This is a genomic window from Amycolatopsis sp. NPDC034160 (genome assembly GCF_055575355.1).
Genome location: NZ_JBVISU010000004.1, coordinates 320,163 through 336,061, shown reverse-complemented (window position 1 = coordinate 336,061; position 15,899 = coordinate 320,163). Strand labels below are relative to the sequence as shown.

Annotated in this window: 7 protein-coding genes; 1 reads left to right on the top strand and 6 read right to left on the bottom strand. The window is 70.0% G+C overall.

The annotated features are described in order from the left end of the window. Window positions 1-14: 14 nt before the first annotated feature. Window positions 15-2,420, bottom strand: coding sequence for an ABC transporter permease subunit (locus ACZ54P_RS13150; protein WP_465461739.1), 2,406 nt, complete (start codon window positions 2,418-2,420; stop codon window positions 15-17). A 550-nt stretch (window positions 2,421-2,970) separates the two neighbouring features. Between ACZ54P_RS13150 and ACZ54P_RS13145 the strand changes: the two genes are divergently transcribed. Continuing rightward, a complete protein-coding gene (locus ACZ54P_RS13145) occupies window positions 2,971-3,372 on the top strand; it encodes a hypothetical protein (RefSeq protein ID WP_465461738.1) in 402 nt (133 codons plus the stop codon). A 547-nt stretch (window positions 3,373-3,919) separates the two neighbouring features. On the opposite strand, the gene ACZ54P_RS13140 is transcribed toward ACZ54P_RS13145, so the two are convergent. Genes ACZ54P_RS13140 through ACZ54P_RS13120 form a run of 5 tightly spaced genes read right to left on the bottom strand, consistent with a single transcriptional unit; the run spans window position 3,920 to window position 15,873 of the window. Beyond that, window positions 3,920-4,864 (bottom strand): TauD/TfdA family dioxygenase, encoded by a 945-nt coding sequence (locus ACZ54P_RS13140; RefSeq protein WP_465461737.1) that lies wholly within the window; start codon window positions 4,862-4,864, stop codon window positions 3,920-3,922. Further along, complete coding sequence (locus tag ACZ54P_RS13135) at window positions 4,861-6,138, bottom strand: ATP-grasp domain-containing protein (RefSeq protein ID WP_465461736.1); 1,278 nt, start codon at window positions 6,136-6,138, stop codon at window positions 4,861-4,863. The genes ACZ54P_RS13140 and ACZ54P_RS13135 overlap by 4 nt, the downstream gene beginning before the upstream one ends. Beyond that, the gene (locus tag ACZ54P_RS13130; protein WP_465461735.1) at window positions 6,135-7,406 is read right to left on the bottom strand and encodes an ATP-grasp domain-containing protein; all 1,272 of its coding nucleotides are present in this window, start codon (window positions 7,404-7,406) and stop codon (window positions 6,135-6,137) included. Before ACZ54P_RS13130 ends, ACZ54P_RS13135 begins: the two co-directional genes overlap by 4 nt. After that, window positions 7,403-12,838 (bottom strand): non-ribosomal peptide synthetase/MFS transporter, encoded by a 5,436-nt coding sequence (locus ACZ54P_RS13125; protein WP_465461734.1) that lies wholly within the window; start codon window positions 12,836-12,838, stop codon window positions 7,403-7,405. Before ACZ54P_RS13125 ends, ACZ54P_RS13130 begins: the two co-directional genes overlap by 4 nt. After that, window positions 12,835-15,873: a non-ribosomal peptide synthetase gene (locus tag ACZ54P_RS13120; protein ID WP_465461733.1), complete on the bottom strand. Its 3,039-nt coding sequence runs from the start codon at window positions 15,871-15,873 to the stop codon at window positions 12,835-12,837. The genes ACZ54P_RS13125 and ACZ54P_RS13120 overlap by 4 nt, the downstream gene beginning before the upstream one ends. Between the last annotated feature and the right edge of the window lie 26 nt (window positions 15,874-15,899).

The window sequence follows — 15,899 nt, the reverse complement described above, 5'->3', positions numbered from 1 at the left end:
TGACGTCGGTCGAGCTACATACCGCGCGGGTGCAGGATCTCCTCGGCGACCAGCCCCAGCCAGTCGACGAAGAGCGCCAGCACGGCGACGACGATGCCGAAAGTCAGGCTCAGGATGGGGCGGTACAGCCCGATGCCGGCGACCAGCCCGCCACCGAGACCACCGCCGTCGACGAACGTCGCGAGCGTCGCGCTCGCGACGGTGAGCACCAGCGCGGTCCGGATCCCGGCGAGAATCACCGGGACCGCCAGCGGCAGTTCGATCCGCCACAGGATGGCCGTCTTGCCCATGCCCATGCCGCGCGCGGCGTCGACGACGGTCGGGTCGACGCCGTCGAGCCCGACGATCGTGTTGCGCAGCACCGGCAAGGTCGCGTAGACGACGAGTGCCGTCACCGCTGTCGCGGTACCCGTGCCCATCCAGAGCGCGAGCAGCACGACGAGCCCGATCGACGGGATCGCCTGGCCGAGGTTGCCCAGCCCCAGACCGATGGGCCGGGCCCAGCGGGCGCCGGCGCGGGTGAGCAGGATGCCGAGCGGAAGGGCGATGGCGATGGTGCACGCCGTCGAGATCAGGGTGAGCCGCAGGTGCGCGCCCAGTTCGGTGAAGATCTCGCCGGCGTTGAGAAAGCGCTGTTCGATCGAGTCGATCGGGTGCGCACGCACGATCAGGAAGAGCACCAGCAAGACGAGGGTCAGCAGGACCGGGCGCACCAGCAGCCCGAGCCGGCGGCGAGGCCGCGCGGGCTCTGTGGGGTCCGGACCCTGCTCAGGGGTCTCCTCCGCGTCCGGGATCGCGGGCGCGGGCCTCTTTTCGGTAAGCCTGAGCGCCGCGACGAGGCTGGGTACATCGCACACCCCCAGCGCCTGGGCGGCGCTGTCCTCGGTGACGATGACCGCGGTGCTGCCGGTCCGCACCATCACGTCCAGCACGTCGCGCAGGGTGGCGTCAGGCCGGACCGGAGGCAGGCCGTCCGGACCGGCCGCTGATCGCAGGTCCAGGTCCCCCACCCGGATCAGCGCGAGCCGCTTCAGATTCCGCTTCGAGCCGACGAAACTCGCGACGTAGTCGTCCGCCGGCGCGGCGAGGATCGCCTGGGGCGTGTCGTATTGAGCGATGACCGACCGCGGCCGCAACACGGCGATCCGGTCGCCGACCTTCAGCGCCTCGTCGAAATCGTGCGTGACGAACACGATCGTTTTGCGTACTTCCCGTTGCAGGCGAAGCAATTCATCCTGCAGACGGGCGCGCGTGATCGGGTCGGTGGAGCCGAACGGCTCGTCCATCAGCATGACCGGCGGGTCCGCGGCCATCGCCCGCGCCACCCCGGCGCGCTGCTGCTGTCCACCGGAAAGCTCACGCGGGTACCGAATGCCGTGCTCGCGGGTCAAGCCGACGACGTCGAGCAACTCGCGCACGCGGCCGGCGACGCGTCGTCGGGTCCAGCCGAGCAGCCGCGGCACGACGCCGATGTTCGCGTCCACTCGCAGGTGTGGGAAGAGCCCGACCTGCTGGATGACGTAGCCGGTGTTGCGCCGGTGTTCGTCGAGGTCGAGCGCCGACACGTCGGTGCCGCCGATCGTGACGACGCCCGAGGTGGGCTCGACGAGCCGGTTGATCATCCGCATGGTCGTCGTCTTGCCGCAACCCGACGGACCGGTCAGCACGACGATTTCGCCCGCCGGGATGCGCATCGTCAGGTTTTCGACCGCTGGTACCGCTCGCCCGGGGTAGCGCTTGCTGACGTCCAGCAGCTCGATCGTCTCGCCGCCCATTCCGGCCGTTCCCCCGGACGTCGCCGAAGCCGCCGCTCGGCGGGCACGGGGGCGTCGGCGGGTGGTCAGCTTGCCGACCACCACGAAGGCCAGGTCGAACAGCAGCGCCAGCACCATGATCCCGAGCGTTCCGGTGAGCACCTGGTTCAGCGAGTTGACCGAGCCGAACCGGCCGAGCCCGTCGAAGATCTCGTTGCCGAGGCCGGGGCCCTTGACATAGGCGCCGATGGCCGCGATACCGATCGTGATCTGCGTCGAAACCCGGATGCCGGAAAGGATCACCGGCCACGCAAGCGGCAGGCGCACACGAAACAGCAGCCTCGCGCGGCCGAACCCCATACCACGCGCCGCGTCCACCACGGCCGGATCGACGCCACGCAGCCCGACGATGGTGTTGCGCGTGATCGGCAGAAGCGCGTAGAGCACCAGTGCGAACAGGACATTCGTCAACCCCAGCCCGAACGGGCCGATCAGGATGCCCAGCAGCGCGATCGACGGGACGGTCAGGAACGCCGCCGTCGTCGTGGTCGCCATCGCACCGAGCCACCGGCGGCGGTAGGTGAGCAGACCGATCGTCATTCCGACCAGCACGGCCAATGCCATCGCCGCCAGCGTGAGATCCACGTGCAGGATCGCGTCGTTCACGACGTCGATCCAGTTCTCCCGGAGGTACTCCGACAGGCTCAGGGCGCCGCTCCTCGACGTCGCAGGGCAGAAACAGCCGACCACCCAGGTTCGGCCGCGTCTCAACCCAACATGTCCGCGGGGGTTCTGTCCACAGCTCGACGTAAAGATTCGGTGCCGGCGTTCGCTGTCTCTTTCGGCAAAGGGGCGTTGGATCGGCGGCGATACCGACCCTGCCGGGATTGCCGCGCAGGCGGATGCCCAGTGCGGCGGCGCACACCACCTTCTCCCCGCTGACCGCGTTTCGCACCGAAGAACCGGTCGGCCAACAGGCCTGGACATCTCACCCTTGACGAAGTGGATCTCCCCTGCCAAGCTGCTAATGTGACAGTTGGACTCGATATGTCACAGGCGGGGTCGTCCGGTGCACACCGGGCCAGCCGGCCATCTGGGGATCGCCGATGGCGACCTAACGCCAACACCGCCACGCCAAACGGCCCGGTAGCCGCATGGCCGGATAACGAGACCACGATCAGCCCAAGGAGTGATGATGCAGAAAGTGAAGTCGAAAATGAGCACAGCAGTGCGGATCCGCAAGGTATTCGCGGGAGCGGCCATGGTGGCCGCGGCCTGCGGCGGCACTGTGCTCACGGCACCGGTGGCGTCCGCGCACGACGCGTCAGTGCCCGTGAACCATTGTGGAGTTCTCCCCCAGTTGGCCTCGCAGTGCGGCTATGGGGGCGTCACGAACAACCACACCCGCGCCTACTCCTGTGACACCTACAGCGACGGGATCGGCGTCCGCACCGAGTTCAAGCTCCACAACGGCACCGCGGGACACGTGGATGACGCGAACGGCAGCGCCAAGGGCTGCAGCGACGTCGTCCGGGGATCGTCGTCCAATCCGATCGTCTCTTACCGCGTCTGCCAGAAATCGAACGTGTGGTTCTGCACTAGCTGGAGCCGTACGTGATCCGCGTTCACCGCGTATGACGATCGACGTCGAACGACGGGCGGTTCGGGATCGGGCACAAGGGCTCCGCGTGCCGTAGTGAAATGCAGCGGTTTGTCCGCTCGTCGGTGACCTTGATGGCACTGACTGAAACTGTCCCGCATGATCGGGCTCACCAAGGGCTCGACACGATCTCCGCTGTCCATAAAGGACACTCGTCGCTGTTCGAGTGTCTTATTTGAGTACTTTGTGCGGTTTCGCAAGGGGTCGTGAGTGCCAATGAGCGTTCTAACCCTCATTGACACTCACGACCCTCCGCAGAACCGGGCATAGTGTCATCAACCGGACACTCGAATGCCAGGAAATGTCTCTTGTGGACATCCAGCGCGCGCGATCGGCTCGTCGAACAGTCCAGACCCACGTCGCGAAGCTCCCTCTCGCCACCCTGACGCCAGCGAAAGGCCTACGCGACAGAAGCTCGACAACGCCACTTTTGCCTTACCCGTCAAATAAGCGTCACTCGGACAATAGAGCGTGCGTTCACCAGCCGGGCGAAGCCCGAGCCGGGTCACGTCATCGCGACCAGGGTCCGCCGCTTGCCCGTGAACGGCTCGCGCCCGTGGGCCATCAACATGTTGTTGATCACCATGATGTCGCCCGGCTGCCACGGGAACGCGTAGCTGACCTCGTCATAGGTCGCCTTGATCGTGGCCAGGTCCGCTCGCGGGATCGGCGAGCCGTCGGCGAAGTACGCGTTGCGGGGCAGGTCTTCCTCGGGGTACAGCTCCAGCAGCGCCTCGCTTACCTCCTCCCCCAGGCTCGAGACGTGGAACAGGTTGGCCTGGTTGAACCACACCATCGCGCCGGTGCGCGGTTCCTCCACAAAGGACGGACGCACGTGCCGCGTGCGCAGGCCTTCGTCGGTCCATTCGTAGGTCTGCCCGTTGCTGGTGCAGTAATCCGCCACCACTTGGCGGTCCTCGGTCTGGAACGCCTCCTGCCAGGTCAGCCCGAGGCCTTCGCGGAACGCCCGTGCGTAGGTGACGCCGCCCGCGAACCGCTCACGCAAGTCTTCCGGTAGCAGGCGGTACATCGCGCGGCTGTCGGCGATCGGCGTAGCGCCGCCGGTTTCGGCCGCCGTGTCGCACAGGAAGAACAGGCGGTCGGGCCAGTGCGCCGAGTACGAGTTCTCGTTGTGCATCGGGATCGACTCGGCAGGCGGGTACTCCGTCGAGGTGTAGATGTTGCCCGAGACCGCGGACCGTGGTGTCGAGCGTTCCGTGTAGGTCAGCAGCGAGCCGCCGATCTCCTCGGTGACCTGGTTGAACAGCGTCAGGTCGGCAGGCATCCCGCGCAGCAGGATCGCGCCGTTCTCACGCAGCCGGCCTTGCAGCACTTCGCGATGCGCGCGCACCCAGTCCAGGCCGGTGGCCGCGTACACGGTGAGCTTCGTGTGTTCGTTGCCCTCGACGTGGCCGGCACTGCCGAGGTGCGCCGCGAGTTCGGCGGTCATGACTCCTCCAGTTCGAATCGGATCAGCTTGGCGGCCTCGGCGTGCAGTGCGGCGAGGTCTTCGGTGTCGGCGAATCCCGCGGCGAGCACGTTCACCGCGTAGATCTCCTGGTCGTCGGTGAGCAGCTGACCGGGGCGCACGATCGTGACGACCTCCAGGACCTCGGGCAGGTCGGCGACCTCGTCGGTGCCGTCGACGCGGACCAGCCGTCCGGTTCCCTCGGCGTAGAAGATCAGATAGCCCACCGGCACCGGCAGGCCCGCGCCTCGCGCGGGAGGTGGCGTGCCCAGTGCCAGCGACACGGCCTCGGCGATGACATCGATGCCGGTCGCGAGCTTCAGCAGCACCGGCTGGGCTCCACCGGCCGGGCGGCCCGCGTTGACCTCGACGATCGTCGGGCCCAGCTCGGCGTCATCGATCAGCTCCACGTGCGCGCAGGTGTCGTCCAGGCCCAGCGCGAGCGCGGCGGCCGTCGCCGGCGCGAACAGCCGCTCGGTGTCCTTTTCGGACAGTTCGAGTGGCGGGCAGACCATACCCAGCTCGAATTTACGCTCGTCGATCAGCGGCTTCTCCACCACGGCCACCGGCTCGGCGACGCCGTCGCGCACCAGGACGTCGACCGCGTACTCGGGGCCGCACAACAGCCCTTCCACCAGGAAGACGCGAAGCGGGTCGATCGGCGCCGGCCCGCCGCCGACCAGCCGGTGGTACCGGGCGTCCTCCGACAGCGGCAACCGCTCGGCCAGCAGCCGGTACGCCGTCGCCAGCTCGTCCACAGTGGACACCGTGCGCACGAGGTTGCTCGCCGCGCCGTTCACCGGCTTGACGATCGCCGGGAGCCCGACCGCCGAGACGACCGCCTCCGCCTCGGCAGCCGACGAGATCAGGGCACAGCGCGGCCCCGGCAATCCGGCCGCGGCCAGTGTCTGCCGGACCGCGAACTTGTTGTGTGTCAAGGTGAACACCGACGCCGGACAGCGCGCGACGCCGAGCAGCTCGGCCGTCCGGGCAACACTCGCGATGATCCCCTCGGCGGCGGTCACCACCCCGGCCGGACGGGCGTCCCGCGCTCGGATGGCCTCGGCGACGGCTTCGGCGTCACGGACGTCGTCGACGAAAACGAAGCCGTCCACCGATTCCGTCAACTGTGCCTGCTCGGCTGGTTCCAAAGGCTGGGTGACCAGCTCGGCCCGCAGCCCGGTCGCGTGCACGGCGGCCACGACGTCGGCGATCCACTGTCCCGCGGTCTCCCGGACCACGAACGCGGTGTTCACACGTCCTCCAGTTCCAGCCGGACGAGCTTGCTCGCTTCGGCGTGCAGGGCGGCGAGGTCGTCGTGATCGGCGAACCCGGCCACGACGAGGTTGACCGCGTAGATCTCCTGTTCGTCGGTGAGCACCTGTCCCGGCGAGACGGTGGTGACGACGTCGATCACCTCGGGCAGCTCGGCGATCTCGTCGAGCCCGCCGATGCTCCTCAACCGGCCCGAACCGGCCGCGTAGAGGATCAGCATCCCCAGCGGGATCGGCAGTTTCGCGGGTTCCCGCACCGGCGGCGGAGCACCCACCGCGAGCGCCGCCAGCTCGGCGAACACGTCGATGCCGGTGCGCAGCTTCGCCAGCAGTGGCATGATCGACCCGGCGGGCCTGCCCGCGTTGACCTCGACGATCGTCGGGCCGCGGTCGACGTCGTCGATCAGCTCGACGTGGGCGCAGGTGTTGTCGAGCCCCAGCGCGTGGACGGCGGCGACCGCGGCCGCGGTGACCAGCTCGGCCCGGTCGGCGGTGAGCCCGGCGGGCGGGCACGACAGCGCCAGCTCGAACTTCCGCTCGTCGATCAGCGGCTTGTCGAGGATCTCGACCGGCTCGGCCACGCCATCGCGGATCAGCACGTCCACCGCGTACTCCGGACCGGACAGGAATCCTTCGACGAGGAACGTCTTCGACGGGTCCAGTGTCCCCAGTGGACGGTGGTAGCGCGGATCCGCGGACTCGGGCAGTCGCGCGGCCAGCAGCTCGTACGCGGCCGCCAGTTCATCCACAGTGGACACGGTGCGGACGAGGTTGCTGCCCGCCCCGTTGACCGGTTTGACGATCGCCGGGAGCCCGGCCGCCGAAGCGACCGATGCCGCCTCGGCGGCCGACGAGATCAGGGCGTAGGCGGGTCCGGGCAGCCCAGCCTCGGCGAGGGCCTCCCGGACGGCGAACTTGTTCGCGCACAAGGTGAACACCGATGCCGGGCAGCGCGCCACCCCGAGCAGCTCGGCGGCGCGGGCGGTGCTCGCGATGGCACCGTCCGAGCCGGTGAAGACGCCGGCCAACGCGTCGCCTGCGATCTCCCGGACCTTCGCCGCGACGGCTTCCGGATCGTGGACGTCGTCGAGCGCGACGACGTCGTCCACCACACCGGCCAGTGCGGCCCGCTCGGCCGCGTCCATCGGCGGGGCGAGCAGCACCACGCGGTGCCCGGCCGCCCGCATCGACGGCGCGACCTCGCCGACCCAATGCCCGCGAGCCTCCCTGATCAGCACTGCCGTACTCATGCGGCTTCCTTCCCCGCGAGCTTGCGCTCCCGTTCCTGCGCCCCGACCAGGTCGTCGGGCAGCGAATCGGGCACCTCGGTGTCGAACCGGCGCAGCATCCGCAGCGAGAACCCGCCGATGTTGATCAGCAGCAGGATCAGCGCGAAGACGACATAGGCGAGCCCGATACCCCGGGTCTCACCGGTGCCGAGCACGGTGCCGACCGACCCGGTCAGCGCGCCGCCCGGCGCCAGCAGTGGCGAGAACCAGCCGACGGCCAGCGGCGCCAGCACGGCGAACCCGATCGGCAGCGTCGACCAGGTGATCGTCTGGTTGATCGCGAACACCCGGCCGTGGAACCGCTGCGGCACCTTGACCTGCACCAGCGTCGCGTAGATGCCCTGCGACACGGACATCGCGGCGGCCAGAAGGAACACCCCGGCCGCGACGACGATCAGCGACGGCCGCAGGCCCATCACCAGGCTGCCCAGCGCGATCCCGATGTTGCCGACGAGCACGCCGACCATCCGGCGGTGCCGCGGGCCACCCCACAGCGCCATCCCGATGCCGCCCGCGACCGCGCCGACGGCCTCGGCCAGTGCCACCTGCGCGACATCGGTGACCGAGCCGAACGACAGCACGAGCGGTGAGACCAGCACCAGCGCGGGTGCGAGGAAGACGTTCGCCAGCGCGAAGTACAGCAGCATCGTGCGGAAACCGCGGTGGTTCCACGAGTACCGCAGCCCGCCCGCGATCGCGGTCAGCAGCGGTTCGCGCGGGCGCCAGCCCAGCATGTCCGGGAACCGCACCAGCAGCAGGCCCACGATCGCGAACGCGTAGCTCACCATGTCCAGGATCAGGATGCCGGACAGCTGGATCGTCGCCAGTAGCCCGGCCGCGAGCACCGGCATCAGCAACTGGGCGAAACCGGTGGACAACTGCGCGAGCCCCATCGCGTGCCCGAGGTACTGCTTCGGCACCAGCTGCGCCACCGACGACTGGTAAGCGATGCGCTGGAACGAAGCGGCCACCGATCCGAGCGGGATCAGCACGTAGAACAGCCACAGCTGGACGTGCCCGGTGATCAGCAGCAACGCCAGGATCAGCTGGATCCCACCGGCGGCACCGCTGGCCGCGATCATGATCCGCCGCCGGTCGCCGCGGTCGACCAGTGCGCCCGCCACCGGCAGGACGAGCACGCCGAACAGCAGCGCGAGCGCCCACAGCAGGCCGAGGTCGGCGACCGAGCCCGTGCGGGTGTAGAGCCAGATCGGCACCGCGAACGACGTCAGCGCCGAGCCGGTCGAGGACACCAGCTGCCCGATCGTGATCGTGACGAACCGGGCCATGCTCGGCCGCACCGCGGGTTCGGTGTCCACTTCTGCCCGATGGGTCTCGTGCACCGCCCAGGCCGCGTCTTCGCCGCGGGTACGGACGTCGAGTTCGCCGGGATCGTCCAGCGCCGGATGCACCCGCGTGACGATCTCCGCGAGTTCGTCGGCCCGATAGCGCAGGAAGAAGTGCCCCGCCCGGTCGAGCACCACGAGCGCGGTGGTGTCGGTGAGGAACTCCCATTCCCGGTACCGCTCGGTGTAGTAGTCGGTGACCGGGTCCTCGGAGCCGACCACCGACACGATCGGCGCGCGCAGCTTGGCCACGCGGGCGTCGAGCAGGCCGCTGAAGTACTCCTCGGCGGCGCGGCTGTCGGCACGCATGTTCGTGATGATCCGATCGGCCTGCGCCGGGTCGAGGTCGTCGGTGTCGACGCCCATGCCCTTGAGCCAGTTCGAGTAGTACCGGTTGCTGCGCAGCTTCTCCAGCCGGGTGCGCAGCGTGCCCACCGCGCCTTTCATCCGCGCGAACGGGAAGATCGCGCCGATGTAGACGACCTCCAGCTCGCGGCCGCGTTCTTCGAGCAGCCGGGCGACGCCGACGGCGAGGGCGTTGCCGACCCCGCAGTGACCATAGATGGCCAGCGGGCCGTCGACGCGGTCGAGGATCTCGTCGGCCAGCCGCTCGACCAGGTCGTCGAAGGGCAGGGCCTCTTCGGTCAGTCCGACGTCGTGACCGGGGATGGCGACCGAGTAGAGCGAGTAGCCCTCCGGGAGCGCGTCGGCCAGCGGCTGGTAGACGATCGCGCTGCCGCCGCCGTAAGGGAAGCAGACGTAGGTCAGCGTCCGCCGCGACGTCGGCTTGGTCAGCTCGTACAGCAGATGGCGCGGCCGGTCGGTGGCGTCACCCTCCATAAAGGACGCCAGCTCGCGGATCGTGCGGTGCTGGAACAGGTCCATGACGCCGACCTGGCCGGCGTCCGCCTTGCCGATCCGCGCCACCACCTGCGTGGCCAGCATCGAGTGGCCGCCGAGGTCGAAGAAGTCGTCGTCGACGCCCAGCTCGTCCACTTTGAGCACGTCCCGCCAGATCCCGGCCAGCAGGATCTCGGCCGGGGTCGACGGCGCGACCAGTTCCTTGGTCGCGTCCCGGGAGGCGACCGGAGCGGGCAGCGCCTTGCGGTCGAGCTTGCCGTTCGGGGTGAGCGGCAGCTCGTCGAGCGCGACGAACGACGGCGGGACCATGTAGTCCGGGAGGCTCTGCTTGAGCGCCGTCCGCAGCGCGCCGGGCTCGGCGTCACCGACGACGTACCCGACCAGCCGCTTGTCCCCCGGCGTGTCCTCGCGGACGATCACGGCGGCGTCGCGCACACCCGGCTGGGCACGCAAGGTCGTCTCGATCTCCCCCAGCTCGATGCGCAGGCCGCGCAGCTTGACCTGATGGTCGATCCGGCCGAGGAACGCGATCGTCCCGTCCGGGCGCCAATGCGCGAGGTCACCGGTGCGGTACATCCGTCCACTGTGGAACGGGTCGGGGACGAACCGCTCGGCCGTCAATTCGGGACGGTTGTGGTAGCCAAGGGCGAGGCCGACGCCGGCGATGTGCAGTTCACCGGGCACACCGACCGGACATGGGCGCCCGGCCCGGTCGAGTACGTAGATCCGGATGTTCTGGATCGGCGCCCCGATCGGCACCGACGCGACCTCGGCGAGCGCGGCGGGCGTGCAGTGCCAAGCGGTGACGTCGATGGCGGCTTCGGTCGGGCCGTAGAGGTTGTGCAGCTCGCAGTCCGGCAGCCGCCGGACGAACTCGCGGGCGGCGTCGAGCGGCAGCTCCTCACCGCTGCACACCACCCGCCGCAACGCCGTACAGGTCTCGACGCCTTGCTCGGCCAGGAAAAGCGTGAGCATCGAAGGCACGAAGTGTGCGGTGGTGATGCCTTCGGACGCGAGCAGCTCACGCAGGTACGCGGCGTCCTTGTGGCCGCCGGGTTCGGCGAGCACGAGCCGGGCGCCGGTGATCAGCGGCCAGAAGAACTCCCAGACCGACACGTCGAAGCCGGCCGGGGTCTTCTGCAGCACCGAATCGGTGCCGTCGAGGCGGTACGCGCGCTGCATCCAGTCGAGCCGGTTGACGATGCCGCGGTGACCGTTGGGCACGCCTTTCGGCTGCCCCGTGGATCCCGAGGTGTAAATGACGTACGCCGGGTCGTCCGGTCCGGCGAGCGGCTCGGGCGGGGTGGCCGGTTGCCCTGCTGTCTCGGGGAGGTCTTCCAGGACGACAACAGTCGCGTCACACTGGAAACCCAGCGTTTCGCGCAACGCCGCCTGCGTCAGCACGACGGGCGCGGCCGCGTCCCGCAGCATGAACGCCAGCCGGTCGGCCGGGTACTCCGGGTCGAGCGGAACGTACGCGCCACCGGCTTTCAGCACGCCGAGGAGCGCGACGACCAGCTCGAACGACCGCTGTGCGAACACCCCGGTGAGCACACCAGGTCCGACGCCGAGGCCACGGAGCCGCTGTGCGAGCCGGTTGGCCCGCTCGTCCAGCTCGCGATAGGTCAGCGACGCGCCGCGGAAGGTCACCGCAGGCGCGTCCGGCGTCCGGGCGGCCTGTTCCTCGACGAGCGCGTGCAGCGTGGTCTGCGGGAATTCGGTGGTCGTGGCGTTCCAGCGGTCCAGGACGAGTTCGCGCTGCCCGGTGTCGAGGATGTCCAGTTCGGACAGTCGCCGGTCCGGGCCGGCGACGATCGAGCGCAGCAGCGTGACCAGCCGCCCGGCCATCCCGGCGACCGTGTCCGCGGTGAACAGCGCGGTGTTGTGCACGAACTTGCCGATCAGCCCGCTTTCGACCTCGATCGCGTGGAACTCGAAGTCGAACCGGGTCGCGGGCAGGTCCATCGGCAGCCAGCGGAAGTCCACAGCGGACTCGCCTGCCGCGCCCATCCGGCCCATTTCGTAGTTCTGCAACACGAACATCGCCTGGAACACCGGCGAGCGGCTGACGTCACGGGGTACGCCGAGCGCGTTCACCAGCCGCTCGAACGGGACGTCGGCGTGCTCGAACGCGTCCAGCACGTGCCGCCGGGTGCGGTCGAGCAGTTCGGCGAACGTCGGGTCGCCCGCCAGCTGAGCACGCAAGGGCAGCATGTTGATGAACATGCCTGCCACGCCCTCCAGTTCGGGCAGGCCGCGCCCGGCCGACGACGAGCCGATCGCGAAGTCCTCCTGGCCGGAGTACCGCGCCAGCAACACTTGGTAGGCGGCCAGCAGGGTCATGAAGAGCGTGACTCCGTGCTCGCGGCTCAGCTCGCCGAGGGCACGGGCGAGGTCGCGCTCGACGAAGAACTCGTGGATCGCGCCGTCGAAGCTCTGTTTGGCCGGCCGAGGCCGGTCAGTGGGCAGCTCCAGGGGCTCGACCCCGGTGAGCTGCGCCTTCCAGTGCTCCAGCTGCCGGTCGAGTTCGCCACCGGTGAGCGTGCGGCGCTGCCAGTGCGCGAAGTCGCCGTAGCCGATGCTCAGCGCGGGCAGCTCGGCCGTGCCGCCGGTGCTCAGGGCGTGGTACTGCGCGGCGAGGTCACGCAGCAGCAGGTCGACCGACCAGCCGTCGCCCACGATGTGGTGCGTGCACAGGACCAGCAGGTGTTCCTCGGCGGCGACCCGGGCCAGGGTCGCCCGCAGCAGCGGACCCGTGGCCAGGTCGAACGTCTCGGCCGCGGCGGCGTCGACGGCGGCACGGGCCGCTTCCTCGCTTCCGGCGTCCACAAGGGACAGACCGACCGTGACCGAGGGTTCGATGTGGACGGTCGGCTGCCCATCGTCCCCCGCCGGGAACCGCATCCGCAGCGCTTCGTGCCGCGCCGGCAGGGTGTCCAATGCGGACTGAAGGGCGGCGACGTCGAGCCTGCCGGTCAGCCGGATCGGCACCGGAATGTGGTACGACCCGGTGCCCGGCGCGAACTGCTCCATGAACCAGACGCGTTCCTGCTGATACGACAGCGGGACGGCGGCGTCGGCGGGGCGCGGCGTGATGGTCGCGGCCTGCTCCGTGCGCCGTCGCAGCCGTCGTTCGAGGAGGGCGCGGCGCGCGGCCGCGCTGCCGGTTTCGTCGATCGTGGTCATGAGAGCTCGCCTTCGGCCAGCTGGCGCTGGACCTCTTCGTCGCTGAGCTGGTCGAGGTCCTCGGCGAGCCGCCGCTCGACCTCGGCGGCGAGCTCGGCGACGGTGGTGAGAGAGAACAGCCCTCGCACCGGGATGTCGACTTCGAGCTGTTTGCGGAGCCGGGCCATCGCGCGGATCGCCAGCAGGGAGTTGCCGCCACGGTCGAAGAAGTCGTCGTGCGCGCCGAGGTCGTCGACGCCGAGCAGCTCGCCGAGCACCTCGGCGACGAGTTCTTCGGCCGCGGTCCGGGGTGCGACATACGCGGTCGCCTCGCCGGGTTCGGGATCCGGCAGCGCGGCCCGGTCGAGCTTGCCGCTGGCCGCCATCGGCAGCGCGTTGAGCGGCACGAACCGGGTCGGCACCAGATAGTCCGGCAACGTCTTCCGCAGGGCCTCGGCCGCACCCTCGGTGCTGCCGACGACATAGCCGACGAGCGTGTCGCCGCGGACCGCCACGGCCGCGTCCCGCACCTCCGGCAGCTCGCGCAGCGCCGCTTCGACTTCACCGGGCTCGATGCGGTAGCCGCGCAGTTTCACCTGCTCGTCGACGCGGCCGAGGTAGTCGAGCGTGCCGTCGCGGCGCCAGCGGGCGAGGTCGCCGGTGGCATACATCCGGCCGTGCGGACCTTGGGTGAAACTCCCGGCGGTCAGCTCCGGCAGCCCGAGGTAGCCGCGGGCAAGCTGGTGCCCGGCGATGTACAGCTCGCCCGGGACACCCGGCGGCACCGGCCGCCGCCGCTCGTCGAGGACGTACACACGGGTGCCGGGCACCGGACGGCCGATCGGGACGGGTCCGGACGGCAGCTCGGCCCCGGGTTCGATCCGGTGCGCGACGCAGCCGACCGTCGCCTCGGTCGGGCCGTACTCGTTGACGACGAGCGTGCCGGGGTGCCGCTCCCGCCAAGGCTGAACGGCCTCGGCGGTCAGCGCTTCGCCGCCGAGCACCAGCTCACCCGTCGGGAACAGTTCCTCGGCGAGGACGGCGAGATGCGTAGGGGTCGCCTTGACGAACGTCGGGCGGCCGCCGTCGACCACCGCGCCTCCGGCGGTGAGGGTGCCCAGCAGCGTCGTCACCGTGAGGTCGAACGACGGCGACGTGTGCAGCAACGCCCGTCCGGCCAGCCCGGGGTACGCCTCGCGCGCCCAGGCCAGATACGTCTCGACGGCCCGGTGTTCGACTTCGACGCCCTTGGGCCGCCCGGTCGAGCCCGACGTGTAGATCACATAGGCGACGTCGCCCGGGCCGGCCGCCGGTTCCGGGTCCTCGGTGGCCGCGGCGGACCACTCGGCCGGGTCGTCGAGGGCCAGTGTTTTGGTGTCCAAAGTGGACTTCCCGGTGACCAGCGCGAACGGGACGCGCGCGTCGGCGAGAATCAGCGCCTGCCGCGGGGCCGGGTTGGCCGGGTCGAGCGGGACGTAGGCCGCGCCGCTCTTCAGCACCCCGAGCACGCCTGCCAGCAGGTCCGCCGAGTTCGGCACGCATACGCCGACGACGACGCCGGGACCGGCGCCCAGCTCACGCAGCCGGTGTGCGACGCGGTTGGCTCGCGCGTTCAGCTCGGCGTACGTCAGGTGAATTCCGCCGAAGTCGACGGCGGGCGCGTCCGGGGTCCGCCGGACCTGCGCCTCGAACCTGGCATGCACCGTCACAGTGTCCGATGTGGACGCTTCGGTCGGGTTCCACCCGGTCAGGACCAGTTCACGCTCGGCGTCCGACAGCAGCGGCAGGTCCGCGACGGACCGAGCCGGATCGGCCAGTGCCGCGGAAAGCAGCCGCAGGTACCGCTCGGCAACGGCTTCGGCGGTCTCGCGGTCGAACAGGTCCGTGCGGTAGACGAGCCTGCCGTCCACCGCGGTCAGGTCGATCGCGATGTCGTCCTTCGCGGTGGCCGAGCGGACCGGCTCCAGGCCCGATTCGGGCAGGAAGTTGAACCCGAGCTGGTACAGCGTCTGCACGCCGGGGTCGCGCTCGATCCCGGCCGCCTCGGCGACCGCCTGGAACGGGACCTGGCTGTGGTCGATCGCCTCCAGCAGCGTGGTCCGCACCCGGCCGACCAGCTCGGTGAACGCGGGCGCACCCGAGCAGTCGACGCGCACGGCCATCTGGTTGACGAACATGCCGATCAAATCGGCCAGCTCGGGCAGGTCGCGGCCGGCGACCGGGACACCGACGACGATGTCGTCCGCTCGGGACAGTCGCGAAAGGAGCGCCGCGTAACCGGCCAGCAACACCATGAACGGCGACGCCGAGAGCTCGCGGCTCAGCTCGCCGACCCGGTCGATCAGTCCGTCCGGGAGGGCGAAGTCCACCTGGTCACCGGCGAACGTCAGCTTCGACGGCCGCGGCCGGTCGGTGGGCAGGCCGTGCACCGGCGGCAGCCCGGCGAGCTGCTTCCGCCAGTAGTCCAGCTGTTCGCCCGACGTTTCGAGCTGCCCGCGCTGCCAGGCCGAGTAGTCCGGGTACTGGATGGCCAGCTCGGGCAGCCTGGGCTCGCGGCCTTCGAACGCGGCGTCGCACGCCTCGCTCAGCTCGGACCTCAACACCAGCACCGAGCCCGCGTCGAACACGGTGTGGTGCACGACGAACGTGAGCACCCACTCGTCGTCGGCCGTGCGGCACACCTGGGCCCGCCACGGCGGCGGCGAGTCGAGCGGGATGGCACCGCGCAAAAGGGCGCCGACGAGTTCGGCGAGCCGGTCGTCACGGGCGTCGGCGGGCAGGTCCCGCAGGTCGTGCACCTCGGGCTCGATCGGCACCTCGGCGTGCACCACCTGCAGGAGCGCGCCGCCGTCCATGCGGAACGACGTGCGCAGCGCCTCGTGCCGTCCGACGATGACGCCGAGCGCGGTGCGCCACTGCGCCGCGCTCAGCGGGCGGTCAAGCCGGGCCTGGCAATGCAGGTTGTACACCGGGGACGCCGGGTCGAGCTGGCCGGACAGCCAGATCCGCTCCTGCCCGAACGAGGCCGGGAACGTCCATTCCTTCGTGTCGCTCATGATTTCCTGTTCTCAAGGTCTGTCGG

What these genes read in the sequence shown, in the direction of transcription:
- ACZ54P_RS13140 (WP_465461737.1), bottom strand. Translation starts at nt 4,864, where the DNA reads ATGACCGCCGAACTCGCGGCGCACCTCGGCAGTGCCGGCCACGTCGAG.
- ACZ54P_RS13145 (WP_465461738.1), top strand. Translation starts at nt 2,971, where the DNA reads ATGAGCACAGCAGTGCGGATCCGCAAGGTATTCGCGGGAGCGGCCATG.
- ACZ54P_RS13130 (WP_465461735.1), bottom strand. Translation starts at nt 7,406, where the DNA reads ATGAGTACGGCAGTGCTGATCAGGGAGGCTCGCGGGCATTGGGTCGGC.
- ACZ54P_RS13120 (WP_465461733.1), bottom strand. Translation starts at nt 15,873, where the DNA reads ATGAGCGACACGAAGGAATGGACGTTCCCGGCCTCGTTCGGGCAGGAG.
- ACZ54P_RS13125 (WP_465461734.1), bottom strand. Translation starts at nt 12,838, where the DNA reads ATGACCACGATCGACGAAACCGGCAGCGCGGCCGCGCGCCGCGCCCTC.